The organism is Mongoliimonas terrestris, assembly GCF_001927285.1.
GTDB lineage: Bacteria > Pseudomonadota > Alphaproteobacteria > Rhizobiales > Pleomorphomonadaceae > Chthonobacter > Chthonobacter terrestris.
In genome coordinates, this window is record NZ_MSIG01000001.1 from 545446 (window position 1) to 569325 (window position 23880).

Annotated in this window: 22 protein-coding genes and 1 tRNA gene; 14 read left to right on the forward strand and 9 right to left on the reverse strand. The window is 70.9% G+C overall.

Annotation, left to right across the window (positions count from 1 at the left end):
- Nucleotides 1–23: 23 nt before the first annotated feature.
- Complete coding sequence (locus BUQ68_RS02325; RefSeq protein ID WP_075214293.1) at nt 24–716, reverse strand: glutathione S-transferase family protein; 693 nt, start codon at nt 714–716, stop codon at nt 24–26.
- A gap of 236 nt (nt 717–952) precedes the next feature.
- Between BUQ68_RS02325 and BUQ68_RS02330 the strand changes: the two genes are divergently transcribed.
- Entirely contained in the window at nt 953–1759 is an 807-nt protein-coding gene (locus BUQ68_RS02330; protein WP_075214294.1) for an undecaprenyl-diphosphate phosphatase, read from the forward strand.
- A 73-nt stretch (nt 1760–1832) separates the two neighbouring features.
- Here the strand turns inward: BUQ68_RS02330 and BUQ68_RS02335 are convergent, their stop codons facing one another.
- A complete protein-coding gene (locus BUQ68_RS02335) occupies nt 1833–2810 on the reverse strand; it encodes a complex I NDUFA9 subunit family protein (RefSeq protein WP_075214295.1) in 978 nt (325 codons plus the stop codon).
- 278 nt (nt 2811–3088) lie between these two features.
- Here BUQ68_RS02335 and BUQ68_RS02340 point away from each other — a divergent pair.
- From BUQ68_RS02340 to ptsN, 8 genes are all read left to right on the forward strand, one after another.
- Nucleotides 3089–3173, forward strand: a tRNA-Leu gene (locus tag BUQ68_RS02340).
- A gap of 164 nt (nt 3174–3337) precedes the next feature.
- Nucleotides 3338–3952, forward strand: coding sequence for a ribonuclease D (locus tag BUQ68_RS02345; RefSeq protein ID WP_075214296.1), 615 nt, complete (start codon nt 3338–3340; stop codon nt 3950–3952).
- A gap of 204 nt (nt 3953–4156) precedes the next feature.
- Entirely contained in the window at nt 4157–4942 is a 786-nt protein-coding gene (gene lptC / locus BUQ68_RS02350; protein ID WP_075214297.1) for an LPS export ABC transporter periplasmic protein LptC, read from the forward strand.
- Nucleotides 4943–5007: 65 nt separating this feature from the next.
- Entirely contained in the window at nt 5008–5616 is a 609-nt protein-coding gene (locus tag BUQ68_RS02355) for an LptA/OstA family protein (RefSeq protein WP_083656129.1), read from the forward strand.
- Nucleotides 5616–6425: an LPS export ABC transporter ATP-binding protein gene (lptB, locus tag BUQ68_RS02360; protein ID WP_083656131.1), complete on the forward strand. Its 810-nt coding sequence runs from the start codon at nt 5616–5618 to the stop codon at nt 6423–6425. The genes BUQ68_RS02355 and lptB overlap by 1 nt, the downstream gene beginning before the upstream one ends.
- A gap of 68 nt (nt 6426–6493) precedes the next feature.
- Complete coding sequence (gene rpoN, locus BUQ68_RS02365) at nt 6494–8038, forward strand: RNA polymerase factor sigma-54 (RefSeq protein ID WP_075214299.1); 1545 nt, start codon at nt 6494–6496, stop codon at nt 8036–8038.
- Between the two features lie 247 nt (nt 8039–8285).
- On the forward strand, nt 8286–8888 hold the full coding sequence (hpf, locus tag BUQ68_RS02370) for a ribosome hibernation-promoting factor, HPF/YfiA family (protein ID WP_075214300.1): 603 nt from the start codon (nt 8286–8288) through the stop codon (nt 8886–8888).
- Nucleotides 8889–9088: 200 nt separating this feature from the next.
- A complete protein-coding gene (gene ptsN / locus BUQ68_RS02375; RefSeq protein ID WP_075214301.1) occupies nt 9089–9553 on the forward strand; it encodes a PTS IIA-like nitrogen regulatory protein PtsN in 465 nt (154 codons plus the stop codon).
- Between the two features lie 106 nt (nt 9554–9659).
- Here ptsN and BUQ68_RS02380 read toward each other — a convergent pair whose 3' ends face one another.
- The 7 genes from BUQ68_RS02380 to iolG form a co-directional block, all read right to left on the reverse strand.
- On the reverse strand, nt 9660–9890 hold the full coding sequence (locus BUQ68_RS02380; protein ID WP_075214371.1) for a BQ00720 family protein: 231 nt from the start codon (nt 9888–9890) through the stop codon (nt 9660–9662).
- 338 nt (nt 9891–10228) lie between these two features.
- Nucleotides 10229–10654 (reverse strand): Hsp20 family protein, encoded by a 426-nt coding sequence (locus BUQ68_RS02385; protein ID WP_075214302.1) that lies wholly within the window; start codon nt 10652–10654, stop codon nt 10229–10231.
- Nucleotides 10655–10813: 159 nt separating this feature from the next.
- Complete coding sequence (locus BUQ68_RS02390; RefSeq protein WP_083656135.1) at nt 10814–11719, reverse strand: VOC family protein; 906 nt, start codon at nt 11717–11719, stop codon at nt 10814–10816.
- A 181-nt stretch (nt 11720–11900) separates the two neighbouring features.
- On the reverse strand, nt 11901–13355 hold the full coding sequence (locus BUQ68_RS02395; RefSeq protein ID WP_095407257.1) for an NAD-dependent succinate-semialdehyde dehydrogenase: 1455 nt from the start codon (nt 13353–13355) through the stop codon (nt 11901–11903).
- Between the two features lie 5 nt (nt 13356–13360).
- Complete coding sequence (gabT, locus tag BUQ68_RS02400) at nt 13361–14647, reverse strand: 4-aminobutyrate--2-oxoglutarate transaminase (protein WP_075214303.1); 1287 nt, start codon at nt 14645–14647, stop codon at nt 13361–13363.
- Between the two features lie 58 nt (nt 14648–14705).
- Nucleotides 14706–15677: a LysR substrate-binding domain-containing protein gene (locus BUQ68_RS02405; protein WP_075214304.1), complete on the reverse strand. Its 972-nt coding sequence runs from the start codon at nt 15675–15677 to the stop codon at nt 14706–14708.
- Nucleotides 15678–15837: 160 nt separating this feature from the next.
- Nucleotides 15838–16830 carry an inositol 2-dehydrogenase gene (gene iolG, locus BUQ68_RS02410; RefSeq protein ID WP_075214305.1) on the reverse strand — a complete coding sequence of 331 codons (993 nt, stop codon included), beginning with the start codon at nt 16828–16830 and terminating at the stop codon, nt 15838–15840.
- A 252-nt stretch (nt 16831–17082) separates the two neighbouring features.
- Here iolG and BUQ68_RS02415 point away from each other — a divergent pair, with 252 nt between their 5' ends.
- From BUQ68_RS02415 to iolB, 5 genes are all read left to right on the forward strand, one after another.
- Complete coding sequence (locus BUQ68_RS02415) at nt 17083–18042, forward strand: MurR/RpiR family transcriptional regulator (RefSeq protein ID WP_083656137.1); 960 nt, start codon at nt 17083–17085, stop codon at nt 18040–18042.
- 193 nt (nt 18043–18235) lie between these two features.
- Nucleotides 18236–20179, forward strand: a complete 1944-nt coding sequence (locus BUQ68_RS02420; RefSeq protein ID WP_083656139.1) for a bifunctional 5-dehydro-2-deoxygluconokinase/5-dehydro-2-deoxyphosphogluconate aldolase — start codon at nt 18236–18238, stop codon at nt 20177–20179.
- On the forward strand, nt 20179–22023 hold the full coding sequence (iolD, locus tag BUQ68_RS02425; protein WP_075214306.1) for a 3D-(3,5/4)-trihydroxycyclohexane-1,2-dione acylhydrolase (decyclizing): 1845 nt from the start codon (nt 20179–20181) through the stop codon (nt 22021–22023). The genes BUQ68_RS02420 and iolD overlap by 1 nt, the downstream gene beginning before the upstream one ends.
- 100 nt (nt 22024–22123) lie before the next feature.
- The gene (gene iolE, locus BUQ68_RS02430) at nt 22124–23008 is read left to right on the forward strand and encodes a myo-inosose-2 dehydratase (protein ID WP_075214307.1); all 885 of its coding nucleotides are present in this window, start codon (nt 22124–22126) and stop codon (nt 23006–23008) included.
- 18 nt (nt 23009–23026) lie between these two features.
- Nucleotides 23027–23824 (forward strand): 5-deoxy-glucuronate isomerase, encoded by a 798-nt coding sequence (iolB, locus tag BUQ68_RS02435; protein ID WP_075214308.1) that lies wholly within the window; start codon nt 23027–23029, stop codon nt 23822–23824.
- Nucleotides 23825–23880 lie beyond the last annotated feature (56 nt).

Sequence of the window (23880 nt, forward strand, 5' to 3'; positions counted from 1 at the left end):
GGGGCCGTCCGGCGTGCCGTCGGTCAGAAGTCCAGGTCCGCGTAGGCCGGGGACGGCGGCAGGCCCGGCACCCGGTCGGACAGGAGACCGCGGAAGCTCGGCCGCGACTTCACCCGGGCGTACCAGCTGGTCGCGTGTTGATCCTCGTCCCATGGGACCTCGCCCAGATAGTCGATCGCCGACAGTTCGGCGGCGGCGGCAAGATCCGCGAAGGTCAGCCGGTCGCCGGCGAGCCAGTTCCGCGTGCCGGCGAGATAGCCGATGTAGCGCAGATGATGGCGGATGTTGAGGCGGGCGGCCCTGAGAATCTGGCTGTCGGGCGCGCCGCCGCCGCGCGCGGCCGGGATCTCCAGCTTGAAGATGCGCTCGTGGACGAAATAGCTCGTCACCTCTTCCTGGACCTTGTTGGCGAACCAGTCCACCAGCCGGCGCATCTCGGCGCGGCCCTCCGGGTGGTTCGGCATCAGGCGGCGGTCGCCGAGGGCGTAGCCGCGGGTCTCGTCGATGTATTCCATGATGGTCCAGGGACCGACGATCGGCGGGCCGTCGTTCTCCTGCAGGACCGGGACCAGACCGGCCGGGTTGAGGGCGAGGAAGTCGGGCCGCCGCTCCCACGACCGCTCGATCACGAGTTCGACCTTGGCTTCGTGCTCGGCCAGCATCAGCCGCACGAAGCGGGAGGACGCGGAGAAAGGGTGATGGTAAAGCTTCAGCATCGACGTCCTGATCCGGGACCTCCGCTTCGCCGGCAAGGCAGGCGCGGAACGAACGGCGCCGGCGCGATGGCATCCGAGACATTCACGCGGGGGGCGGGCGGCCGGTCCGTTCCTTAAGCCATGACGGGTACGGTCGGTTTCGATATAGAGCCGGCGCGACCCGTGAACAAATGGTTTCCAACCCACCCTGTTCCGGTACCGGACGGGACAAATTTTTCAACATGCGGAGTTTCTGAATGGATCTGGCGGTCCTGATCAAAGCGCTGGTGCTTGGCCTCGTCGAAGGTTTGACGGAGTTTCTGCCGGTCTCCTCCACCGGCCATCTCCTGCTCATCGGTCACTTCCTCGGCTTCCAGTCGCCGGGCAACACCTTCGAGGTGCTGATCCAGCTGGGTGCCATCCTGGCCATCCTGACCGTCTACGGCGAGCGGCTGACCCGCATCGCGCTGGCGGCGCCGACGGACCCGAACGCGCGGCGCTTCATCGCCGGCGTGCTGATCGCCTTCCTGCCGGCGGTGGTGATCGGGGTGCTGGCCCACGACTACATCAAGGAGGTGCTGTTCGAGACGCCGGCCGTGGTGTGCACCACGCTGATCATCGGCGGCGTGATCCTGCTCGTCGTCGACCGGATGCACTTCACGCCGCGCTACACGGACGCCACCGGCTATCCGCTTTCGACCTATCTGGCGATCGGCTTCTTCCAGTGCCTCGCCATGATCCCCGGCACGTCGCGCTCCGGCGCCACCATCGTGGGCGCGCTGCTGCTGGGGGCGGACAAGCGGTCGGCGGCGGAATTCTCCTTCTTCCTCGCCCTGCCCACGATGGCGGGCGCCTTCGCCTACGACCTCTACAAGAACCGCGACCTCCTCAGCGTCGACGACGCGGCGGTGATCGGCGTCGGCTTCGTGGCGTCCTTCGTGGTGGCGGTGATCGTGGTGCGCCGGCTGCTCGACTTCGTGTCCAGGCACGGCTACGCGCCGTTCGCCTGGTGGCGCATCGTCGTCGGCACGCTCGGCTTCGCCGGGCTCTGGCTGTTCGGCTGAGGGCTCTGTCCAAACGCAAACGGCGCCGGGCGGACGAGCCGCCGGGCGCCGTTCATGCAGAAGAGCGCCGGGCTCAGCTCGTCTTGTGCCGGTCGAACTGGCCGCGCGGCAGATACTGGTAGAGGTAGGTCGGCAGGATGGCCGCCATGGAATGGGGCTGGATGCCGAGGCCCTGGAGGGTGCGGCCCTCCCGGATGGCGGCATCCGACACCACGTTGTCGGTCTTCAGAAGCTCCACCTGGTCGAGGGTGAGCGGCGCGCCCGGCACCCAGGCGGTGAGCTTGGCGAGCATGGCGGCGGCGCCGAACGGCACCTCCACGAGCGCGCGCTTGCGCTGCGTCTCCTTCAGGACCAGCTCCATCAGCTGGCGGAAGGTGCGCACCTCCGGCCCGCCGAGCTCGTAGACCGTGCCGCCCGGCACGCGCCCGTCCGCCGCCTCGGCGACGGTGCTCGCCACGTCGCCCACATAGACCGGCTGGAAGCGGGTGCGTCCGCCGCCGATCAGCGGCAGGGCCGGGGCGAAGCGGGCCATCTGGGCGAAGCGGTTGAAGAAATCGTCCTCCGGGCCGAACACGATGGAGGGCCGGAGCACCACCGCGTCCGGCATGGCCGAGAAGGCCGCCGCCTCGCCGGCCGCCTTGGTGCGCGCATAGGCGGACGCGGAGGCCGCGTCCGCCCCGATGGCGGACATCTGGATGAGCCTTGTGCTGCCGGCCGCGCGGGCGGCCTCGGCGACGAGGCGCGCGCCGTCCGCCTGCACGGCGTCGAAGGTCTGGCTGCCGGTGGGGGCGAGAATGCCGACCAGGTTGATCACCGTGTCGGCGCCGGCGACCGCCCGCTCCACCGAGGCGCGGTAGCGCAAGTTCGCCTGCACGCCGTGGATCTGGCCGACGTTGCCGAGCGGCTGCAGGTGGCCGACGAGATCGGGACGGCGCACCGCCACGCGCACGCGCCAGCCGCGGCGGGCGAGCGCCCGCACCACATGCCGGCCGAGGAAGCCGGATCCGCCGAAGACGGTGACGAGACGTCCGCTGCCGGTGAGGGTGGCCATGGGGTGATCGGTGCCCTTCTGGAGGAGGATTGCGGGGGAGCCTCGCCCGCCGTCCAGCGCGGGCGCCTCGGGCTTGAGTGTCTAGCCAAGGCGGAAGCGGCTGTATAGCCGTGTTTTCGCCGATGCGGCCGGGGCCGCAGGCCGCGGGCGGCGGCGCGCGCGTCGGTGCCGCAAGGTCCGCCCGGCGCAATCGCCGCGAGTCGACGTCGCGGCCTCGCATCTTCCGTTGACAAGGCCCGCGCCACCCCCTAAACACCGCCCTCGACCACAGCCCCTGTGCCCAGGTGGCGGAATTGGTAGACGCGCAGGTTTCAGGTACCTGTGCCGCGAGGCGTGAAGGTTCGAGTCCTTTCCTGGGCACCATCGGCGACGGCCGGATCCAAGCCGTGCGGCGTCTTCCCACAAGCGGAAGGCAGCGGCGGCGCTACCAGGGATCCGGTCTTGTGGTCCGTTCGATCCTCGTGTCGGCAGTCTGGCGGGGCGGCAGTCTGGCGGGAAGCACGCACCAAGCGCTCCCGAAGGCCGCGATGACCATCCGCACCCACCTTGGCGACCTGCCCGACCTCGATCGCTACGGCGCCGTGGTGGCGGTGGACACGGAAACCCTCGGTCTCAACCCGCATCGGGACCGGCTCTGCGTGGTGCAGATGTCGCCGGGCGACGGCACCGCCGACGTGGTGCAGATCGCCCGCGGCCAGACCCGCGCGCCCAACCTGGAGCGCCTGCTCGCCGATCCGGACCGGGTGAAGGTGTTCCACTACGCCCGCTTCGACGTTGCCGTGCTGATGCGCACCTTCGGCCTCGTCGCCGGCCCGGTGTTCTGCACCAAGATCGCCTCCAAGCTGACCCGCACCTACACGGACCGGCACGGCCTCAAGGACGTGACGCGCGAGTTGCTCGGCGTGGAGATCTCCAAGCAGCAGCAGTCGTCCGACTGGGGAGCGGCGACGCTGACCCAGGCGCAGATCGAGTACGCGGCCTCGGACGTGTTGAATCTCCACGCGCTCCGCGAGAAGCTCCTCGCCATGCTCGCCCGCGAGGAGCGTATGGAGATGGCCGAAGCCTGCTTCGCCTTCCTGCCGACGCGCGCCCGGCTCGATCTCGCCGGCTGGGGCGAGGACGACATCTTCGCCCACACCTGAGCGCCCGGACGCCGGACCGGTGCGATTTCCTTGGCGGCCGTGACGTCGCGACAGGGTGAACGGCGATCGACTAGGAATTTATAGACTGTTGATCCATATGTTGGGTCCGGGCCGCGCGGAAAGCGCGTCCCGAAACCCACCCGCGCGCCGCGCCGCCGACCCCGATCCGGGGCCGGGCCCGCGGCGATGCCGAAGGATCCGCCTTTGTCCCGCTCGGTCTCCACCGCCAGCCTCGCCAGCCTTGGACCGGTCGCCACCGGCCCGCGCGCGCTGACGCCGGAGCGCCGGGTGGTGTTCGAGCGCGCCGCCGCCGGCAGCCGGCGGGTGCGGCGCCTGCGCCGGGCGCTGCCGGCGATCGGCGCCTTCCTGGCGCTCGCCGTGATCGTCGCCGGCGTCGTCAGCCGCATCGAGATCGCGCTCTCGGTGGGCGACGTGAAGATCAGCGCCGAAGGCCTGTCGATGGACGCGCCGAAGCTCTCCGGCAGCGACGGCAAGGGCCGCACCTACGAGGTGACGGCGACGCGCGCCGTGCAGGACCTCTCCGACCCCAAGCGCATCCGCCTCTACGGCATCAAAGCGACCGTGCGCCAGCCGGACGGCCGCAGCGCCGACTTCACCGCCGGCTCCGGCCTCTACGACGCCGGGGCGCAGACCCTGGTGCTCGACGAGGACCTGAAGATCCGCGGCAGCGACGGCACCGCCGCCGACCTTGAGACCGCCACCATCGACCTGGCCACCGGCGAGGTGGAGAGCGACGCGCCGATCGCCTTCTCCTCCTCCATGGGCTCGATCGAGGCCAAGGGCATGTCGGTGGGCGAGAAGGGCGGCACCGTGACCTTCCATGACGGCGTGCGCATGACCGTGGACCCCAAGGCCGTGAAGGCCGCCGAACCCGGCGCCGCCGACGGCCTCGGCCTGCCCATGCCGACGAGCAATCCCGGGCGGCAGCCCGCAGCGAGCGACCCCGGGGTTCCGGCCCCGACACAGTGACCCCCGGGGCGTCCGCCCCGACCGAGTAACGACGGGCGGCAGCCCCAGACGAGCGAAGGACAGTGATGAGATTCGATCGGATCGCCGCCTCAAGGCGCCTCTCTTCCATCGCCCTCGCGGCGGCCCTGGCGGCTGCCGTGCTCGCCGCTCCGGGCGCCGCGCCCACCCCCGCCGCCGCCCAGGAGGCGAACGGCACCCAGCGCCAGACCGGCACGCTCTCCAACGCCTTCCAGGGCCTCGGCGTCGCCGGCGACCAGCCGATCCAGTTCGAGGCGGAGAGCCTCGAAGTGCGCGAGAACGACCGCGTGGCGGTGTTCTCCGGCAACGTGGTGGTGCGCCAGCAGGACACGGTGCTGAAGACCGCCGCCCTCACCGTCTACTACGAGGGCGAGAACCCGGGCGAGGGCGCCCAGCAGGTGCGCCGCCTGGAGGCGACCGGCGACGTGCTGGTGACCTCCGGCTCGCAGACCGCCTCGGGCGACAGCGCGGTGTTCGACACCCGGGCGAAGACCATCGTGGTCTCCGGCAACGTGGTGCTCACCCAGGGCGCCAACGTGATCCGCGGCCCCAAGCTCGTCATCGACATCGACAGCGGCCAGGCCAAGATGCAGGGCGGCCGGGTGCAGATGCTGATCGAGCCGAAGAGCCTGCAACGCCAGCCGCCCGGCAACTGATGCCGGCCGAGGGGAACACCGCCGTGACGCGTCCCTACGCCTTCGACGTTCCGCCGCCGGACGGCCCCGGCGCGCGGCTGGACGCGGACGCGGACCTGGTCGTCACGCACCTCGCCAAGAGCTACCGCAAGCGCCAGGTGGTGCGCGACGTCAGCCTCGTCCTCCGGCGCGGCGAGGCGGTGGGGCTGCTGGGGCCGAACGGCGCCGGCAAGACCACGGTCTTCTACATGATCACCGGCCTGGTGCCGGCGGACGGCGGGCGCATCGTGCTCGACGGCTACGACATCACCGCCTACCCCATGTACCGGCGGGCGCGGCTCGGCATCGGCTACCTGCCGCAGGAGGCCTCGATTTTTCGCGGCCTCACCGTGGAGGACAACATCCGCGCGGTGCTGGAGCTGGTGGAAAAGGACCGGCGCCGGCGCGAGGCGGATCTCGACAGCCTGCTCGACGAGTTCGGCCTGACGGCGCTCCGCCGCCAGCCGGCTATCGCGCTCTCCGGCGGCGAGCGGCGCCGGGTGGAGATCGCCCGGGCGCTCGCCACCAGGCCCTCCTTCATGCTCCTCGACGAGCCGTTCGCCGGCGTCGACCCGATCGCGGTCGGCGACATCCGCCAACTGGTGCGGCACCTGACGGCGCGGGGCATCGGCGTGCTCATCACCGACCACAATGTGCGCGAGACCCTGGGGCTGATCGACCGGGCCTACATCCTCCATTCCGGCACCGTGCTGGTGGAGGGCGACCCGGAAACCATCATCAACGATCCTGATGCGCGGCGCGTTTACCTCGGGGATCAATTTACGCTTTGAACTGTCCAGCCGGAGTGTCATACTCAAGCAAGAATTGGACCAGAACCCTGGCAGAGTGATCGGGACCCATGGCGCTGTCCGCCCGTCTGGAAATGCGGCAAAGCCAATCGCTGGTGATGACACCCCAGCTGATGCAGGCGATCAAGCTCTTGCAGCTCTCCAACATGGATCTGGTCGCCTATGTGGAAGCCGAGCTGGAGCGCAATCCGCTCCTGGAGCGGGCCGATGACGGGGCGAACCGGGACGGCGACGCCGGGGACGGCGGACCCTCCGACGGGCCGGTTGCCGGCGCGGACGGCGAGCGGGCGGACTGGTTCGAGACCGACGGTGCCTCGACCCCGGAGCGGGTGGAGGCGGTGCTCGACACCGACCTCGGCAACGTCTACCCGGACGACGCGCCGCCCGCCGACCGCGGCGCCCTCGACGCCGGGGCGCTCGCCGGCGACCAGTGGTCGTCGGTCGGGTCCGGCGGCGGGGCCGGATCCGGCGAGGACTACAACCTGGAGAGCTTTCTCTCCGGCGACCTTTCCCTCCACGACCACCTGACCGAACAGCTGATGCTGGCGGTGCGCGACCCGGCGGAACGGCTGATCGGCCAGGATCTCATCGATTCCGTCGACGACGCGGGCTACCTGCGGGCCGACCTCGACCAGCTGGCCGAGCGGCTCGGCGCGCCGCTCACGATGATCGAGCGGGTGCTCGCCGTCCTGCAGGGGTTCGAGCCGGTGGGCGTCTGCGCCCGCAGCCTCGCCGAATGCCTCGCCCTCCAGCTCGCCGAGCGCAACCGGCTGGACCCGGCCATGCGCGCGCTCCTTGCCAACATCGAGCTGCTCGCCCGGCGCGACATGGCGCAGCTGCGCCGGCTCTGCGGCGTCGACGACGAGGATCTCGCCGACATGGTGCGCGAGATCATGGCGCTGAACCCGAAGCCCGGGAACGCCTACGGGGTGACCATCATCCAGCCGGTGGTGCCGGACGTGATCGTGCAGCCCGGCCCGGACGGCGGCTGGCTCGTTGAGCTCAACACCGACACGCTGCCGAAGGTGCTCGTTAACCAGACCTACTACGCCGAGGTGGCGCGGAGCGCCAAGGGCGACACGGACAAGATCTATCTCTCCGACTGCCTGCAGACCGCCAACTGGCTGGTGAAGAGCCTGGACCAGCGGGCGAAGACCATCCTCAAGGTCTCCGCCGAGATCGTCCGCCAGCAGGACGCCTTCCTCGCCCGCGGCGTCGCCCACCTGAGGCCCCTGAACCTCAGGATGATCGCCGAGGCGATCGGCATGCACGAATCCACCGTGTCGCGGGTGACCTCCAACAAGTACATGGCCACCAGCCGCGGCATTTTCGAGCTGAAATACTTCTTCACGTCCTCCATCGCGTCGGCGGAGGGGGGCGACGCCCACTCGGCCGAGGCGGTGCGCCACCGGATCCGCCAGATGATCGACGGCGAGGATCCGGAGGACATCCTCTCCGACGACACCATCGTCAAGAACCTGCGCGACGCCGGCATCGACATCGCCCGTCGCACGGTCGCCAAATACCGGGAGGCGATGCGGATTCCGTCATCCGTCCAGCGCCGCCGCCAGAAGCAGATGCTCGCCACGTCGTGAAGAAGGGCCGCTTGTCGTCATTGTTCGTTGACTTCGCGACATCTCGTCACTAAAGAGCGCCCGATCCACGGTGCGACGCCCAGGCAGGGCGCGCACCCCGAGGCGAAGCGCTCTGAACAAAAAGGCAGATCGTCCGGACGTGGCGCCGTTTGGAAAGACGCGCGGCGGCCCACGAACCGAACCGGATCCTTCCCCGAAGGGCCGGTCGGGCGGACGGGAACCTGGCGCGTCGTCTGAGGGAGGTCCCATGCCGCTTCGCATTTCCGGCAAGAACGTCGACATCGGTCAGGCGCTTCGAGTTCACATCGAGGGTCGGATCTCCGAAGCGCTGGATAAGTACTTCGACGGCGGCTACACCGGCCACGTGGTGGTGGAGCGGGAAGGGTCGGGCTATTCGGCCGACTGCTCCATCCACCTCGACACCGGGACGGCCCTGCAGGCCCGCGCCGTGGCGCACGAGGTCTACGCGGCCGCCGACCAGGCGGCCGAGCGGATCGGCAAGCGGTTGCGGCGCTACAAGAGGAAGCTGAAGGGCCGCCACACGGGCGACGGCGCGCGCGACATGGACCACCTCAACGGCGGTCCGTCGTTCGAGGCTCCGTCCTATGTGATCGCGGCGCCCGACGAGGACGAGGAGGTGCCGGAGGACTTCGCGCCGGTCGTCGTGGCCGAGACCACCCAGCGGATCGTGACCACCACGGTCGGCAAGGCGGTGCTCGACCTCGACCTTTCCGGCGCGCCGGTGGTGGTCTTCCGCAACGCCGGCAGCGGCGCCATCAACGTCGTCTATCGGCGTGGCGACGGCAACATCGGCTGGATCGATCCCGCGCTGAGCGACCTGACGTCGTAGGCGCGGGCCGAAGGCCGATACCCATCACGTCCCGACCTGTCGGGACGTGACGAGACAAGGCAAGCCCGAACGGGCGCCGGCCGGTCAGGCCGTCATGCGCGTGACGATCGGAGGAGTCCGACCGTCGCGCGCCACGTATCAACCGGGCAGGCGCCCGCCGCGACCGCCGGCGCGGCGCCGCCCGCACAAAGGCTTGAAACATGGATCTGAGCGACCTTCTTCAGGTCGAAGCCGTCCTCCCGCATCTGAAGGCCAACTCCAAGAAGCAGGCCCTGCAGGAGATGGCCGCCAAGGCCGCGGCGATCACCGACCGTCCGGAGCGCGAGATCTTCGACACGCTCCTGCAGCGGGAGAAGCTGGGATCGACGGGCGTCGGCCACGGCGTCGCCATTCCGCACGGCAAGCTCGTCGCGCTCGACCGGCTGGTCGGCGTGTTCGCGCGCCTCGACCGGGCGGTGGACTTCGACGCGCTCGACGACGAGCCGGTGGACCTGATGTTTCTGCTGCTCGCCCCGGAGAACGCCGGGGCGGACCACCTGAAGGCGCTTGCCCGGATCGCCCGGGTTCTGCGCGAGCCGGCGATCGCCTCCAAGCTGCGCGCGGCGAACGACGCCGCCGCCATCTACGCCCTCCTCACCCAGCCGATCGCCTCCAACGCCGCCTGAGGCGGACGGATGGTGGGTGGAGAGACAAGGGGTTCGGTCGAAAGCAAAGGGCCGGCAGACGAAGCGTCTGCCGGCCCTCTTTCGTCGGCGGGTCCGCGGACCCTGATCAGTGCACGCTCACCGTGGTGAGTTCGGCTTCCATGGCGTTCGCCATGGCGGCCTCGCGGCTGTCGGTCAGCATGATGGGCGTGCCGTCGGCCGACAGGAGCGCCCAGAGCTTCAGCCCCGGCGCGAGATGCGGCGCCTCGGGGAAGAGCGCGCGCACGTCGTCGGACGTGATCCGGCGGATATAGGCCACCTTGCCGTCGCCAAGCTGCAGGAAGGCCGCGTCGGGCATGACCTTCAGGTCCGCCGCCTTGTGCGTGTCGTAGTCGTTCATCACGAACCTCCTCGTGTCCGCCCGGCGCCGGGCGCCGTCGGACCTGTCACGAAGTCGCGGCTCGTCCACTGTCGGACCGAAACCGTTCCGGGGCCGTTAAGGCCCCGGTCAATCCCGCCGGCGTCCCTTCCTCGCGGACTGGTCGCTGCCCGTTGCTCATTCGGAAACGGACCGGAACCCGCGACGGTTCCGTCGACCGGTCATAGGTCTCCCGACCTGCGTTCTACGCGGTGCCTGACAGTGCAGGATTACCGGGTGATCCGCAATAATGACGAGAGATCAAGAAAAAGAGAGCGTCAGCGGGTGTTGATCTCGATCTTGCGGATGATCCGCTCGGGTTGCGGCCGCACGAGATCGATCGACAGCAGGCCGTCGGAGAGATCGGCACCGAGAATTTCGATGCCCTCCGCCAGAACGAAGGTCCGCTGGAACTGCCGGGCGGCGATGCCGCGATGCAAGTACTGGCGCGCCTTGTCCTCCACCTGCCGGCCGCGGATCACGAGCTGGTTCTCCTCCACGGAGACGTCCAGTTGGTCCCGGGTGAAGCCGGCCACGGCGAGCGTGATGCGGATCACGTCCCCGTGCGGACCGTCTGCGGGGATCCGCTCGATGTTGTAGGGCGGATAGCCGTCATTGGCGGCCTTCGACACACGGTCGAGAGCCCGCTCGATCTCGTCGAACCCCAGGAGGAAGGGGCTCGAGAAGGTGGTCATGCGCGTCATCGATCAAAGCCCTCGCCAGGAAGCGACCTTGATGTCCGGACCCGGTCATCGGCGTCCGGCGGGGTTTAACGCCCGTCAGGGTCGAATATGGCGACGGCCCTTCGGCTGTTCAAGCCTCGGACCGGACCCCGGCCGGCGAGGTTTCGACCGCCCGCCGCCTCAGGCGGCGAGCGCCAGGGCGTCGTCGGCGCCAAGCGACCCGTCGAGGAAGACGAGACGGTTGCCGGCCGGGTCGACGGCCTCCACGGGGGCTGTCGGCGACGGGGCGCCGAGCCGGGCGCGAAGGGCCGCGTCCCCCGCCGGCAGGAGCACGGTGGCGGCGAGGAGGCCCAGCGTCTCCGGCGCCCGCGCGCCGCCCCGGCTCGCCCAGACGTTGAGGCCGAGGTGGTGGTGGTAGCCGCCGGCCGCCACGAACCAGGCGCCCGGGTAGGTGGCCATCAGATCGAAGCCGAGCCGGTCGCGGTAGAAGGCGAGCGTCGGGTCGAGGTCGGCGACCTTCAGGTGCACGTGGCCGATGGTGGTGCCGTCCGGCACGCCCGTCCAGCGCCCGCCCGCCGCGTCGCCGGTCGCCAGCACGGCCTGAAGGTCGAGCGGCTCGGTCGCCATGGCGATGCCGTCCGCCGACCGGGGCCAGTCGGCCCGGTCGCGGTCGCGATAGACCTCGATGCCGTTGCCCTCCGGGTCGTCGAAGTAGAGCGCCTCACTGACCAGATGGTCGCTGGCGCCGCCGATCCGGTGGCCGGCTTCGGCCATGTGGCGGATGAAGCGGCCGAGGTCGGCCCGGCCGGGGAGCAGGAAGGCGGTGTGGAAGAGCCCCGGCGCCCGCCGGCCGGCCGGCGCGAAGGCGGGCCGGGCCTGAAGGACGACCAGGGGCGCCCCGTCTGGCGTACCGAGCGCCACCCCGTCCGCCGCGCGCGCGAGCGGGTAGAGGCCGAGGACGGTGCGGTAGAAGCGCTCCATGGCGGCAAGGTCGCGCACCGCCAGGACGACCGGGCCCATGCGGGCAGCCGGGTCGAGCACGGGGCGGGCTTGAGAGGCGGCGGACGCGGAGAGCGGGGTGGTCATGGGCAAAATCCAAGGACGGGCGGGCCGGCAAGGGGTGCCGGTCCAGCATGCCTTCCAAGGTATGCCTCCAATCGCCCGCGCGCGAGACCGCGCCGGGTCGACATGCCGTTCGATAAGAATGAACAATCATCCGGGCGGACGCTGACGAAGCCCGCCCGGATGAACAGAAGCCGTCGGCAGATCAGCGGTCGAGGCCGGCGATCAGCATGTATTTCTTCTCCACGAACTCGTCGATGCCATGGTGCGAGCCCTCGCGCGAGTTGCCGCTCTCCTTGATGCCGCCGAAGGGGGCGAGCTCGGTGGAAAGAAGGCCGGAGTTGATGCCCACCATGCCGTACTGGAGCTTCTCGCCGACCCGGAAGATGCGGCCGACGTCGCGGGCGTAGAAATAGGCGGCGAGGCCGAACTCGGTGTCGTTGGCGTAGGCGATCGCCTCCTTCTCCGTGTCGAACGGGAAGACCGGCGCCATCGGGCCGAAGGTCTCCTCCTTGGAGACGATCATGTCCTGGGTGACGCCGGCAAGCACCGTCGGCTCGAAGAAGGTGCCGCCGAGGGCGTGGCGCTTGCCGCCGGCGACGAGGCGCGCGCCCTTGGCGAGGGCGTCGGCCACGTGGCGCTCCACCTTCTCCACCGCCTCCTCGGTGATGAGGGGACCTTGCGTCACCCCCTCCTCGGTGCCGTTGCCGACCTTCAGCCGCTCGACGGCGGCCGCGAGCTTTTCCACGAAGGCGTCGTAGACGCCGCGCTGCACATAGATGCGGTTCGCGCAGACGCAGGTCTGGCCCATGTTGCGGTATTTGGAGATCATCGCCCCTTCCACCGCCGCGTCGAGGTCGGCGTCGTCGAAGACGATGAAGGGCGCGTTGCCGCCGAGCTCCAGGGCCACCTTCTTCACCGTGCCGGCGGCCTGGCGCATCAGGAGCTTGCCGACCTCGGTGGAGCCGGTGAAGCCGACGAGGCGGACGGCCGGGTGGCTCGTCAGCACGCCGCCGATGGCGGGCGCGTCGCCGGTGATGACGTTGAGCACGCCCTTCGGCAGGCCGGCCCGGTGGGCGAGTTCGGCAAGCGCGAGCGCCGTGAGCGGCGTCTCCGGCGCCGGCTTCACCACCACGGTGCAGCCGGCCGCGATCGCCGGCGCCACCTTGCGGGTGATCATGGCGGCAGGGAAGTTCCAGGGCGTGATGGCCGCCACCACGCCGACCGGCTGGCGGATGACGAGGATGCGCCCGTCCGGCCGGTGGGTCGGCAGGGTCTCGCCCTCGATGCGCTTGGCCTCCTCGGCGTAGAATTCCACGTAGGAGGCCGCATAGTCGATCTCGCCGAGGGCCTCGGCGAGCGGCTTGCCCTGCTCGGACGTGAGGATGAGGGCAAGGTCCTGCCGGTTCGCCGTGATCAGGTCGAACCAGCGGCGGAGGAGCTTTGACCGTTCCTTGGCGAGCGTCTCGCCCCAGGGCTCCAGGGCGGCGCTCGCCGCCTCCACGGCGACGGTCGCCTCGGCCGCCCCGAAGCGCGGCACCTTGGCGAGGAGCGCGCCGGTGGCCGGGTTGGTGACCGGGTCCACGGGTTCGCCGCCGAAGGCGCCGTCCACGTAGCAGGCGGTCCTCAGGAGCGCGGAATCCTTCAGCATGAGCGTCATCGGTTTCAACCCTTGGCCTTGACGAGCGCCGCTTCCAGCATGCCGAGGCCCTCGTCGAGGACCGCGTCCGACACGGTGAGCGGCACCAGGATGCGGATGGCGTTGGAGTAGACCCCGCAGGAGAGGAGGATCAACCCCTCTTCGAGCGCGGCGGCGGTGACGCGTTTCGTCGCCTCCGCGTCCGGCTCGTAGGCGCCGCGGGACTTGACGATGTCGAAGCCGATCATGGCGCCGGGGCCGCGGATGCCGGTGACGGCCACCGTGTCGTTGCGCCTGGAGATGGCGGCGAGCCGATCCTTGATCCGGGCGCCGAGGGCATCGGCGCGGGCGCAGAGCCCCTCCTCGTCGATCACGTCGAGGACCGCGAGGGCGGCCGCGCAGGCGACCGGCGAACCCGCGTAGGTACCGCCGAGGCCGCCGGGATCGGCCGCGTCCATCACGGCCGCCTTGCCGAGCACGCCCGACAGGGGGAAGCCGCCGGCGAGCGACTTCGCCATGGTGACGAGGTCCGGCTCGACGCCGGAATGCTCGATGGCGAACAGCCGGCCGGTGCGGGCGAAGCCCGTCTGAACCTCGTCGGCGACGAGAAGGATGCCGTGCTCGTCGCAGATGGACCGGAGCGCCACCATCAGCTCCCGCGGCGCCTCGTAGAAGCCGCCCTCGCCCTGGATGGGCTCGATCATGATGGCGGCGACCCGCGACGGCTCCACGTCGGCGCGGAACAGGAAGTCGAGCGCCTTCAGGCTGTCCTCCACGGTGACCCCGTGGTCGGCCACGGGGAAAGGCAGGTGGAACACCTCGCCCGGCATCGGGCCGAACTTCTTCTTGTAGGGCAGCACCTTGCCGGTGAGCGCCATGGTCATCATGGTGCGCCCGTGAAAGCCGCCGGAAAAGGCGATCACCGCCGAGCGGCCGGTAGCGGCCCGGGCGATCTTGACGGCATTCTCCGCGGCTTCGGCGCCGGTGGTGAGAAAGATGGTCTTGGCCGGGCCTTTGAAGGGGGCGCGGGCGTTCAGACGTTCGGCGAGCGCCACATAGGGCTCGTAAGGGGCGACCTGGAAGCAGGTGTGGGTGTAGAGATCGAGCTGGGCCTTGACCGCGGCGATCACCTTCGGGTGCCGGTGCCCGGTGTTGAGCACCGCGATGCCGCCGGCGAAGTCCACATAGCGGCGGCCCTCCACGTCGAAGAGCTCGGCGTTCTCCGCGCGGGCGGCGAACACCGGATAGGCGCAGGCGACGCCGCGCGGGACGGCGCGCTCCCGGCGGGCGGCGAGTTCGGCGTTGGTGGCCATGGGCGGGCATCCTCCGGCAGGCGGCGCGCCCCACTGGCGCGCTTGACCCCGACCGCCATCATGGCCGGGACGCACGCCCTCGGGCAGAGGCCGAATGGGCGCCGGAGCGGTGTTCCGAAGTCACCACCGGCGGCGCGTCGGCCGCGAGCGTGCGCGCCATCTCGTCCTTCAGGAAGCGGCGGAGCTTGGCGAGGACGGGGTCGGACCAGCGGCCGCTGTCCGCCGCCATCACATAGGCGCCGATGCGGATGTCGCTGGCAAGGAGTTCCACGAGGCGGCCGTCGCGCCGCTCCGCCTCCACCTGCAAGGGGTTCACCAGCACCACGCCCTGGCCCATGAGGGCCGCCTCGATGGCGACGTTGGCGTACCAGAGCCGGGGTCCGTTGAGGGCCGGGACCGGGTCGAGGCCGGCGGCGTCGAGCCAGACGCGCCATTGTTCGCGGCTCTCCTCGTGGAGGAGCGGCAGGCCGGCAAGCGCCGCCGCGTCGCGCGGGGCGGGCCGATCGGCCAGGAAGGCGGGGCTCGCGACGGGGAAGAAGCGCGGCGTCGCCAGCACCTCGCTGGTGACGCCGGGGGCGGGGCGCTCGCGGAAGCGGATCTCCACGTCGGCCTCGCCGCGGACGAGGTCGGGCGCCTGGTCGGTGGGGCGGAGCACGATCTCCCGGTCGCGGATCACCGCCTGGAGGGCTTCAAGGCGTGGCATCAGCCAGCGGGCGGCAAGGCCCGGCACGCACCAGATGCGGAGTTCGCCGCCGGCGGAGCGGGGTTTCAGGGCCTCGGTCGCCTGGCCGATCACGTCGAAGGCAAGGCCCACCTGCTCGGCATAGCGGGCGCCGTCCGGCGTCGGCCGGGTGCCGCGCGGACCGCTGTCGAGGAGGCGGGTGCCGAGAAAGGCCTCCAGGTTGCGCACATGCCGGCCGACGGCCGCGTGGTCGACGCCGAGTTCCTCGGCGGCCTTGCGCACGCTGCCGAGGCGCGCCACCGCCTCGAACGCGCGAAGGGCGATGAGCGGCGGCAGCGGGCGGGACATGGAACACCGGGCGGGCGGGAACGGAGCCGGGAGTCTAGAGCATCTGAAGCCGCGATGAAATCATCCGGTCGACCGGAAAGGTCACGCCCTCAACGGCTTGCGCCGCGCCCGCCATGGCGGGCCGCCAGCCTTGACACCCTGGATGCGCCCGGCCGGACCCTCAGGCGAGGCGGACGACCTGTCCGGTGCGCACGCTTTCCACCGCCGCGTCGGCGATGAGGAGGGCCTTCAGGCCGTCCTCCCCCGTCGGGTTCACCGGCGCGCCCTCGGTGAGGGCGGCCAGGAAGGCGGCGATCTCGTTGGCATAGGCGGCGGTGTAGCGCGTCATGAAGAAGTCGAGAAGCGGCGCCCGCCGATAGCCGGCCGCATCGGCGACCTCCAAGGTGGAGAGGCGCAGGTTTTCCGCGCTGGCGAGACCCTTGGAGCCGTGCACCTCGATCCGCTGGTCGTAGCCGTAGGTGGCCCGGCGGGAGTTGGAGATCTGGGCCATGCGGCCGGACGCGGTGGTGAGCACGATGGCGGCCGAATCCACGTCGCCGGCCGCCCCGATGGCCGGGTCGACCAGGTTGGCGGCGGCGGCGTAGACGGTGACGGGTTCCTCGCCGAGGAGCCAGCGGGCCATGTCGAAGTCGTGGATGGTCATGTCGCGGAACATGCCGCCCGACCGCTCGATATAGCCGGCCGGCGGCGGCGCCGGGTCGCGGGAGGTGATCGACACCATCTCCACCGCGCCGATGGCGCCGGCATCGATCTCCGCCTTGACGGCCATGAAGTTGGGATCGAACCGGCGGTTGAAGCCGACCATCAGCTTGGCCCCGGTCTCGGCCACCACGCTCAGGCAGGCGCGCACCCGGGCGGCATCGAGATCGACTGGTTTTTCACAGAAAATGGCCTTTCCGGCCCGGGCCGCCTGCTCGATCATGGCGGCGTGCATGTCGGTCGGCGTGGTGATCAGCACCGCGTCGATGTCGGCCGCGTCCATGATGGCCTCGACGGTGCGGACCTCCGCGCCATAGCGGTCGGCGAGGCTCCGGGCCGCCTCCGGCACGGCATCGGCGACGGCGACCAGCCGGGCGCCGGGGGTGGCCGCGATGGCGCTGCCGTGCACCTTTCCGATGCGGCCGGCGCCGAGAAGTCCCAGTCTGACGGTCATGGTGGCCTCGTGTCGGGGTCGGCGGAAGGGATTGGGCGGGGATATCCCGTTGGACGGTCGGGGGATGTCCGGATTGGCGCGTGGGGATATCCGGCTGGATCGATTGGGGGAGTATCCGGCCAGATAGTCTGTCTTTTCTATGCGTTCGGTGGGGGACGCGGTTCTGGAATGGTTTTGACGACTTTGTTCTATTGTGGAATGTCTATTTCGGTGTCGCCGCCGGTGTCAAGCGGCGTGGGGGAGGGGGAGCGGATGGACGAACGGCGCGGGGGACCGGGGCAGGACGGGGACGCGGAACACCGCTTGGATGCGGGCGCCGAGTCCGGACGCCGGGTTGACGCGGGCGCCGTGGCCGACGGCTCGTCGGTCGAAAGCGCCGCCGCCGAGGGACCGCCGCGCGACTTTCAGGCGCTCCGCGACCTCGTCGCCAGCGGCCGGGTGCGGCTGCCGAAGCGGCTCGCCCAGGTGGCCGCCTATGCGCTCGGCCATCCGGACGAGATCGCCTTCGGGACGGTGGCCGGCATCGCCGAGAAGGCGGCCGTGCAGCCCTCCGCCCTGGTGCGCTTCTCCCAGGCGGTCGGGTTTCCGGGCTTCTCCGACCTGCAGGCGCTCTTCCGCGACCGGCTGCGCGACCGGGTGGCGGGCTATGACGAGCGGCTGCGCTCGATCGAGGCGGACCGGCGCGACGCGTCGGCGGGCGCAGCGGCGTTTCACGGCTTCTGCGCGGCCTCCGAGCGGTCCATCGCGGCCTTGAAGGCTCGCACCGACACGGGCGCGATCGACGCCGCCGCGGCGCTGCTTGCCCGGGCGGACACGCTCTACCTGATCGCCCAGCGGCGCGCCTACCCGGTCACCGCCGCCATGAGCTACGCCTTCGGCACCCTCGGCGTGAAGTCCGTGTTGGTCGGCTCGCCGCACGGGGTGGACGCCGAGACGGTGGCCTTCGCCACCGAGCGGGACGCGGCGATCGCCGTCAGCTTCACGCCCTACGCGTCCGCCACCCTCGACCTCACCCGCCGCATCGCCCGGCGGACGCCGGTGGTGGCCATCACCGACAGCCCGTTCAGCCCGCTGGTGGCCGATGGTCGGATCTGGTTCGAAGTGGCGGAAGCCGACTACCAGGGCTTCCGCTCCCTGGCCGCCACCCTGGCCCTTGCCATGACGCTGGCGGTGGCGGTGGCGGACGCGCGACGTCGGCTGGAAATGGAATGAACGTTCCAGATTGACCAAACTGGAAACATATGCTTCATTTTTGGCGAACGACTGTCGCCGTATGAAGCCGGTTTGTCGCGCGTCTGTCGCCGCCTTGGTGCCGGCCGCGACCCTGTCTGGTGCCCTTTTGTAGCCCCTTGTTGTGCCGCTTGTCGCCGCCGGCCCGCCGGCGCCGCCTGTTCGAGGAGATCCGATGGCCAAGACCCTCGACGTGGTGACGATCGGCCGGGCGTCGGTCGACCTCTACGGCCAGCAGATCGGCTCGCGGCTTGAGGACATCACCTCCTTCGCCAAGTCGGTCGGCGGCTGCCCGGCCAACATCGCCGTCGGCACCGCGCGGCTCGGTCTGAAGTCGGCGCTGGTCACACGGGTCGGGGCCGAGCAGATGGGTGGCTTCATCCGCGAGCAGCTGGCGCGCGAGGGGGTGGAGACGGCGGGCGTCCGGGTGGACCCGGACCGGCTGACCGCCCTGGTGCTGCTGGCGGTGGAGGACGAGGGCGTGTCGCCCATGATCTTCTACCGCACCGACTGCGCCGACATGGCCCTCGACGAGACCGACGTGGACGAGGGGCTGATCGCCTCGGCCGCTGCCGTCGTCGTCACCGGCACCCACTTCTCCCGCGAGGCCGCGGCGGCGGCGCAGATGAAGGCGATCCGGATCGCCAAGGCGTCCGGCGGCAAGGTGGTGTTCGACATCGACTACCGGCCGAACCTCTGGGGCCTTGCCGGCCACGAGGCCGGCTTCTCCCGCTATGTGAAGTCCGACGCAGTGAGCGCGCGGCTGCGGCCGGTGCTCGCCGACTGCGACCTGGTGGTCGGCACGGAGGAGGAGGTGCTGATCGCCTCGGGCGCCGACAGCGTGCCGGAGGCCCTCTCGGCGATCCGCGCGCTCACCGACGCCACCATCGTGCTGAAACGCGGCGCCATGGGGTGCATCGTCTACGACGGGCCGATCCCGGACGATCTTGCCGAGGGCATCGTCGGCGACGGGTTTCCGATCGAGGTCTACAACGTGCTCGGGGCCGGCGACGCCTTCATGTCGGGGTTCCTGCGCGGCTGGCTGCGCGGCGAACCGCACGCGGTCTCGGCCACCTTCGCCAACGCCTGCGGGGCCTTCGCGGTGTCGCGCCTTCTTTGCGCGCCCGAATACCCGACCTTCGCCGAGCTCGACCATTTCCTCACCCACGGCAGCCGCACCCGGGCGCTCCGCAAGGACGCGGACCTTGCCCACATCCACTGGGCGACCACCCGGCGGCCGCAGCCGGAGAGCCTGAAGGCGCTCGCCATCGACCACCGGGCGCAGCTGGAAGAGGTGGCCGACCGGGTCGGCGCCGACCGGGCGCGGATCGCCGACTTCAAGCTCCTCGCCGTCGCGGCAGCGGCGCGGGTGGCCGACGGTCGGCCGGGCTTCGGCATGCTTCTCGACGGCACCCACGGCGGCCGGGCTTTGATGCGGGCGGCCCGGCACGGCTTCTGGATCGGCCGGCCGGTGGAGGCGCCGGGCTCGCGCCCGCTCGACTTCGACGGCATGCCGGACCTCGGCAGCCATCTGGCCGAATGGCCGGTGGGCCAGACGGTGAAATGCCTCTGCTTCTACCATCCGGACGACCCGGCCGAGCTGAAGGCTGGCCAAGAGCGGGAACTGCTGCGCCTCGCCGACGCTGCCCGCACGGTCGGTCGCGAGCTTCTGGTGGAGATCATCGCGGGCCGGCACGGTCCGCTCCTGGAGACCACCGTGGCGGACGTGGTGGCGCGGCTCTACGCCCTCGGCATCCGGCCGGACTGGTGGAAGCTGGAGCCGCAGGAGAGCCCGGCCGCGTGGGCGCGCATCGCCGACGTGATCGCCGCCAACGACCCCTGGTGCCGGGGCATCGTGCTCCTCGGCCTGGAGGCCCCGGCGGCGGATCTGGCGCGGGCCTTCCGGGTCGCCGCGACCGCGCCGCTCGTCAAGGGTTTCGCGGTCGGCCGCACCATCTTCGCCGACGCGGCGGTCCGCTGGCTCTCCGGCAGCATGACGGACGCGGCGGCGGTCGACGACATGGCGCGCCGCTTCGAGATGCTGGTGGCCGCCTGGGACGAGGCCGTCGCGTCCGCGCGACCGGGCCGTCCTGATCTCCAGAAGGACACGCAATCCTGATGACCACCCTCCGCTTGACCATGGCCCAGGCACTGACGCGCTTTCTGGCCGCCCAGAAGACGGAGATCGACGGCGCCGTGGTGCCGCTCTTTGCCGGCGTCTGGGCCATCTTCGGCCACGGCAACGTGGCCGGCATGGGCGAGGCGCTCTATGGCGTGCGGGACGACCTGCCGACCTTCCGGGCGCACAACGAGCAGGGCATGGCGAACGCCGCCGTCGCCTTCGCCAAGGCGAGCGCGCGCCGGCGCATGATGGCGGTGACCACCTCCATCGGGCCGGGCGCCACCAACCTGGTGACGAGCGCGGCGCTTGCCCACGTGAACCGGCTGCCGGTTCTCCTCCTGCCCGGCGACGTGTTCGCCAACCGTCGGCCGGACCCGGTGCTGCAGCAGGTGGAGGCGTTCGGCGACGGCACGGTCTCGGCCAACGACTGCCTCAGGCCGGTGTCGCGCTACTTCGACCGCATCACCCGGCCGGAACAGATCCTGCCGGCGCTCGCCCGCGCCATGGCGGTGCTGACCGACCCGGCCGAGTGCGGGCCGGTGACGCTCGCCCTCTGCCAGGACGTGCAGGCGGAGGCCTACGACTATCCGGCACGCGTCTTCGACGAGACCGTGTGGCGGCCCCGCCGGCCCCGGCCGGACGCGGACGAACTCGCCGCCGCGGTGGCGCTCCTGCAGGCGGCCGAACGGCCGCTGATCGTCGCGGGCGGCGGCGTGCTCTATGCCGGGGCGTCGGACGCGCTCGCGGCCTTTGCGGCCAAACACGGGGTGCCGGTGGCCGAGACCCAGGCGGGCAAGTCGTCGCTGCCGGCCGACCATCCGCTCAACATGGGGTCGATCGGCGTCACCGGGTCGTCGGCCGCGAACGCGCTCGCCGCCAAGGCCGACGTGGTGCTGGCGGTCGGCACAAGGCTGCAGGACTTCACCACCGGCTCCTGGGCGCTGCTCGGCACCGACGCGCACCGGCTGATCGGCCTCAACGTGCAGCCGTTCGACGCCGGCAAGCACGGCGCCCAGCCGCTGGTGGCGGACGCCCGGGTGGGGCTGGCGCTTCTCGCCGAGCAGCTTGACGGCTGGCAGGCTCCTGCCGCCTGGCGGATTGCGGCCGAGAGCGGGCGGGCCGGCTGGCTGCAGGCGGTGGCGACCGCGACGGCGGCGACCAACCGGCCGCTGCCCTCCGACGCGGAGGTGATCGGCGCCGTGCAGCGGGCGGCCGGGCCCTCCACCACGGTGGTGTGCGCGGCGGGCGGCCTGCCGGGGGAATTGCACAAGCTGTGGCAGGCGGGGGCGCCGGGCAGCTATCACCTTGAATATGGCTACAGCTGCATGGGCTACGAGATCGCCGGCGGGCTCGGCGTGAAGATGGCGCGGCCGGACGACGACGTGGTGGTGATGGTGGGCGACGGGTCCTACCTGATGCTCAACTCGGAGATCGCCACCAGCGTGATGATGGGCCTGAAGCTGACCATCGTGGTCCTGGACAACCGCGGCTATGGCTGCATTAACCGGCTCCAGATGGCGACCGGCGGGGCCAACTTCAACAATCTCCTGAAGGACGCCCACCACGTGGCGCTGCCGGCGGTGGACTTCGCCGCCCACGCGGCGGCGCTCGGCGCCATCGCCAAGAAGGTGGCCACCATCGGCGAACTGGAGGCGGGACTGGCGGAGGCGCGGACAGCGAACCGCACCACCGTGCTCGTCATCGACACGGACCCGCTGATCACCACCGAGGCGGGCGGCGCCTGGTGGGACGTGGCGGTGCCGGCCGTCAGCGAGCGGACCCAGGTGCAGGCGGCCCGGGCGGACTACGAGGCGGCACTCGCAAGGCGGGGGCCGGCCTGACGGGGATGCCTCGGTTCGGCGCGGCCCGTCCGCGCGCGTTGACGTTCGTGCGCGCCTGCGGCGCGCCATCCTTTTCCCAGTCTTTTGGAGACCATCCGCCATGATCCGTATCGGGGCCAATCCGATCTGCTGGTCGAACGACGACATGATCGAGATCGGCGGCGACATCCCGCTGGAGCAATGCCTGTCGGAGGCGAAGGCCATCGGCATCGAGGGCATGGAGCTCGGCAACAAGTTTCCGAAGACAGCCGACGCGCTGAAGGCCAAGCTCGCCGACTTCGGCCTCGTGTTCGTGTCCGGCTGGTATTCCACCTTTCTGATCGACCGTGATGCGGAGGCGGAGCTGGAGGCGGCGCGGGAGGCGATCGCGCTCCGCAAGGGCGCGGGGGCGGAGGTGCTGATCGTTTGCGAGTGCACCCGCACGGTGCACGGCCACAAGGCGGCGCCCCTCTCCACCCGGCCGGTGATGAGCGAGGCCGAATGGGCGCGCTTCCTGCCGCGCCTCACCCGCTTCGCCGAACTGGTGGAGGCGGAGGGGCTGCGGCTCGTCTACCACCACCACATGGGCACGGTGGTGCAGACCGAGGCGGAGATCGACCGGCTGATGGCCGGCACCGGCCCGGCCGTGCGGCTCCTGCTCGACACCGGCCACGCCACCTGGGCGGGCGCCGACCCGGTGCGGCTGGCCCGGCTCTACGCGCCCCGCATCGGCCACGTGCACTGCAAGGACGTGCGCGCCGCCGTGCGGGCCCGCGCCGAGGCGGAGGACTGGTCGTTCCTGACGGCGGTGCTCGAAGGCGTCTACACCGTGCCGGGGGACGGGACGGTGGACTATGTGTCGGTGTTCCGGGCCATCCCGGACTATGCGGGCTGGGTGGTGATCGAGGCCGAGCAGGACCCCAAGAAGGCCGATCCGAAGACCTACGTGTCGCTCGGCTACCGCAACCTCACGGGCTTTCTCCGCGAGGCCGGGCAGCTAGCCTGACAGAAAGGACGAGACCTGATGGCGAACCTCCTCGTGAAGCCGACCGGCACGGCCGGCCACGTGCACCACGTGACCCCGGAGAGCGCCGGCTGGCGCTACGTGGGCTTCGATCTGCACGTGCTCCGGCCGGGCGAGCAGGCGTCGGCGGAGACCGGCGATCGGGAAGTCTGCCTGGTGCTCGTGTCCGGCCGGGCGGGGATCACCGTCGGGGAGGCGGACTTCGGCGTGATCGGCGGGCGGATGAGCCCGTTCGAGGGCCCGCCCTGGTCGGTCTACGCGCCCGCCGGCGACCGCTGGACCTTGAGCGCGGAGACGGAGGTGACGCTCGCGGTGTGTTCCGCGCCGGGGATCCGGGGCGCCCGCTCGCCCCGGCTGATCGGCCCCGACGACGTCGGCCGCGAGACCCGCGGCAAGGGCGCCAACGTGCGCCACGTGGCCAACATCCTGCCGGAGACCGAGGAGGCGGATTCGCTGCTCGTCGTGGAGGTGATCACGCCCGGCGGCAACACCTCGAGCTATCCGCCGCACAAGCACGACACCGACGACCTGCCGCACGAATCGCTGCTGGAGGAGACCTACTACCACCGCATCCGGCCGCCCCAGGGCTTCGCCTTCCAGCGGGTCTACACCGACGACCGCAGCCTGGACGAGGCCGTGGTGGTGGAGGACGGGGTGGTGACGCTGGTGCCGAAGGGCTACCACCCGTGCGCCACGCTCGCAGGCTACGATCTTTATTATCTCAACGTGATGGCCGGGCCGACGCGGACCTGGCGCTTCCACAACGCCCCGGAGCACGCCTGGCTGCTGAAGGCCTGACGGCGCCCGGAGAGGCGCCGCCGGGCAGTGTGGTCTCCGGTCACGCCGCGTGACCC

Excerpts from the sequence above, each read along its gene's own strand:
- rpoN (WP_075214299.1), top strand. The coding sequence starts at position 6,494 with ATGGCGCTGTCCGCCCGTCTGGAAATGCGGCAAAGCCAATCGCTGGTG.
- iolB (WP_075214308.1), top strand. The coding sequence starts at position 23,027 with ATGGCGAACCTCCTCGTGAAGCCGACCGGCACGGCCGGCCACGTGCAC.
- lptB (WP_083656131.1), top strand. The coding sequence starts at position 5,616 with ATGCCGGCCGAGGGGAACACCGCCGTGACGCGTCCCTACGCCTTCGAC.
- BUQ68_RS02335 (WP_075214295.1), bottom strand. The coding sequence starts at position 2,810 with ATGGCCACCCTCACCGGCAGCGGACGTCTCGTCACCGTCTTCGGCGGA.
- BUQ68_RS02415 (WP_083656137.1), top strand. The coding sequence starts at position 17,083 with ATGGACGAACGGCGCGGGGGACCGGGGCAGGACGGGGACGCGGAACAC.
- BUQ68_RS02390 (WP_083656135.1), bottom strand. The coding sequence starts at position 11,719 with ATGACCACCCCGCTCTCCGCGTCCGCCGCCTCTCAAGCCCGCCCCGTG.
- BUQ68_RS02420 (WP_083656139.1), top strand. The coding sequence starts at position 18,236 with ATGGCCAAGACCCTCGACGTGGTGACGATCGGCCGGGCGTCGGTCGAC.
- BUQ68_RS02385 (WP_075214302.1), bottom strand. The coding sequence starts at position 10,654 with ATGACGCGCATGACCACCTTCTCGAGCCCCTTCCTCCTGGGGTTCGAC.
- BUQ68_RS02380 (WP_075214371.1), bottom strand. The coding sequence starts at position 9,890 with ATGCCCGACGCGGCCTTCCTGCAGCTTGGCGACGGCAAGGTGGCCTAT.
- iolE (WP_075214307.1), top strand. The coding sequence starts at position 22,124 with ATGATCCGTATCGGGGCCAATCCGATCTGCTGGTCGAACGACGACATG.
- BUQ68_RS02325 (WP_075214293.1), bottom strand. The coding sequence starts at position 716 with ATGCTGAAGCTTTACCATCACCCTTTCTCCGCGTCCTCCCGCTTCGTG.
- iolD (WP_075214306.1), top strand. The coding sequence starts at position 20,179 with ATGACCACCCTCCGCTTGACCATGGCCCAGGCACTGACGCGCTTTCTG.
- hpf (WP_075214300.1), top strand. The coding sequence starts at position 8,286 with ATGCCGCTTCGCATTTCCGGCAAGAACGTCGACATCGGTCAGGCGCTT.
- ptsN (WP_075214301.1), top strand. The coding sequence starts at position 9,089 with ATGGATCTGAGCGACCTTCTTCAGGTCGAAGCCGTCCTCCCGCATCTG.
- BUQ68_RS02355 (WP_083656129.1), top strand. The coding sequence starts at position 5,008 with ATGAGATTCGATCGGATCGCCGCCTCAAGGCGCCTCTCTTCCATCGCC.
- iolG (WP_075214305.1), bottom strand. The coding sequence starts at position 16,830 with ATGACCGTCAGACTGGGACTTCTCGGCGCCGGCCGCATCGGAAAGGTG.
- BUQ68_RS02345 (WP_075214296.1), top strand. The coding sequence starts at position 3,338 with ATGACCATCCGCACCCACCTTGGCGACCTGCCCGACCTCGATCGCTAC.
- BUQ68_RS02395 (WP_095407257.1), bottom strand. The coding sequence starts at position 13,355 with ATGACGCTCATGCTGAAGGATTCCGCGCTCCTGAGGACCGCCTGCTAC.
- BUQ68_RS02330 (WP_075214294.1), top strand. The coding sequence starts at position 953 with ATGGATCTGGCGGTCCTGATCAAAGCGCTGGTGCTTGGCCTCGTCGAA.
- BUQ68_RS02405 (WP_075214304.1), bottom strand. The coding sequence starts at position 15,677 with ATGTCCCGCCCGCTGCCGCCGCTCATCGCCCTTCGCGCGTTCGAGGCG.
- gabT (WP_075214303.1), bottom strand. The coding sequence starts at position 14,647 with ATGGCCACCAACGCCGAACTCGCCGCCCGCCGGGAGCGCGCCGTCCCG.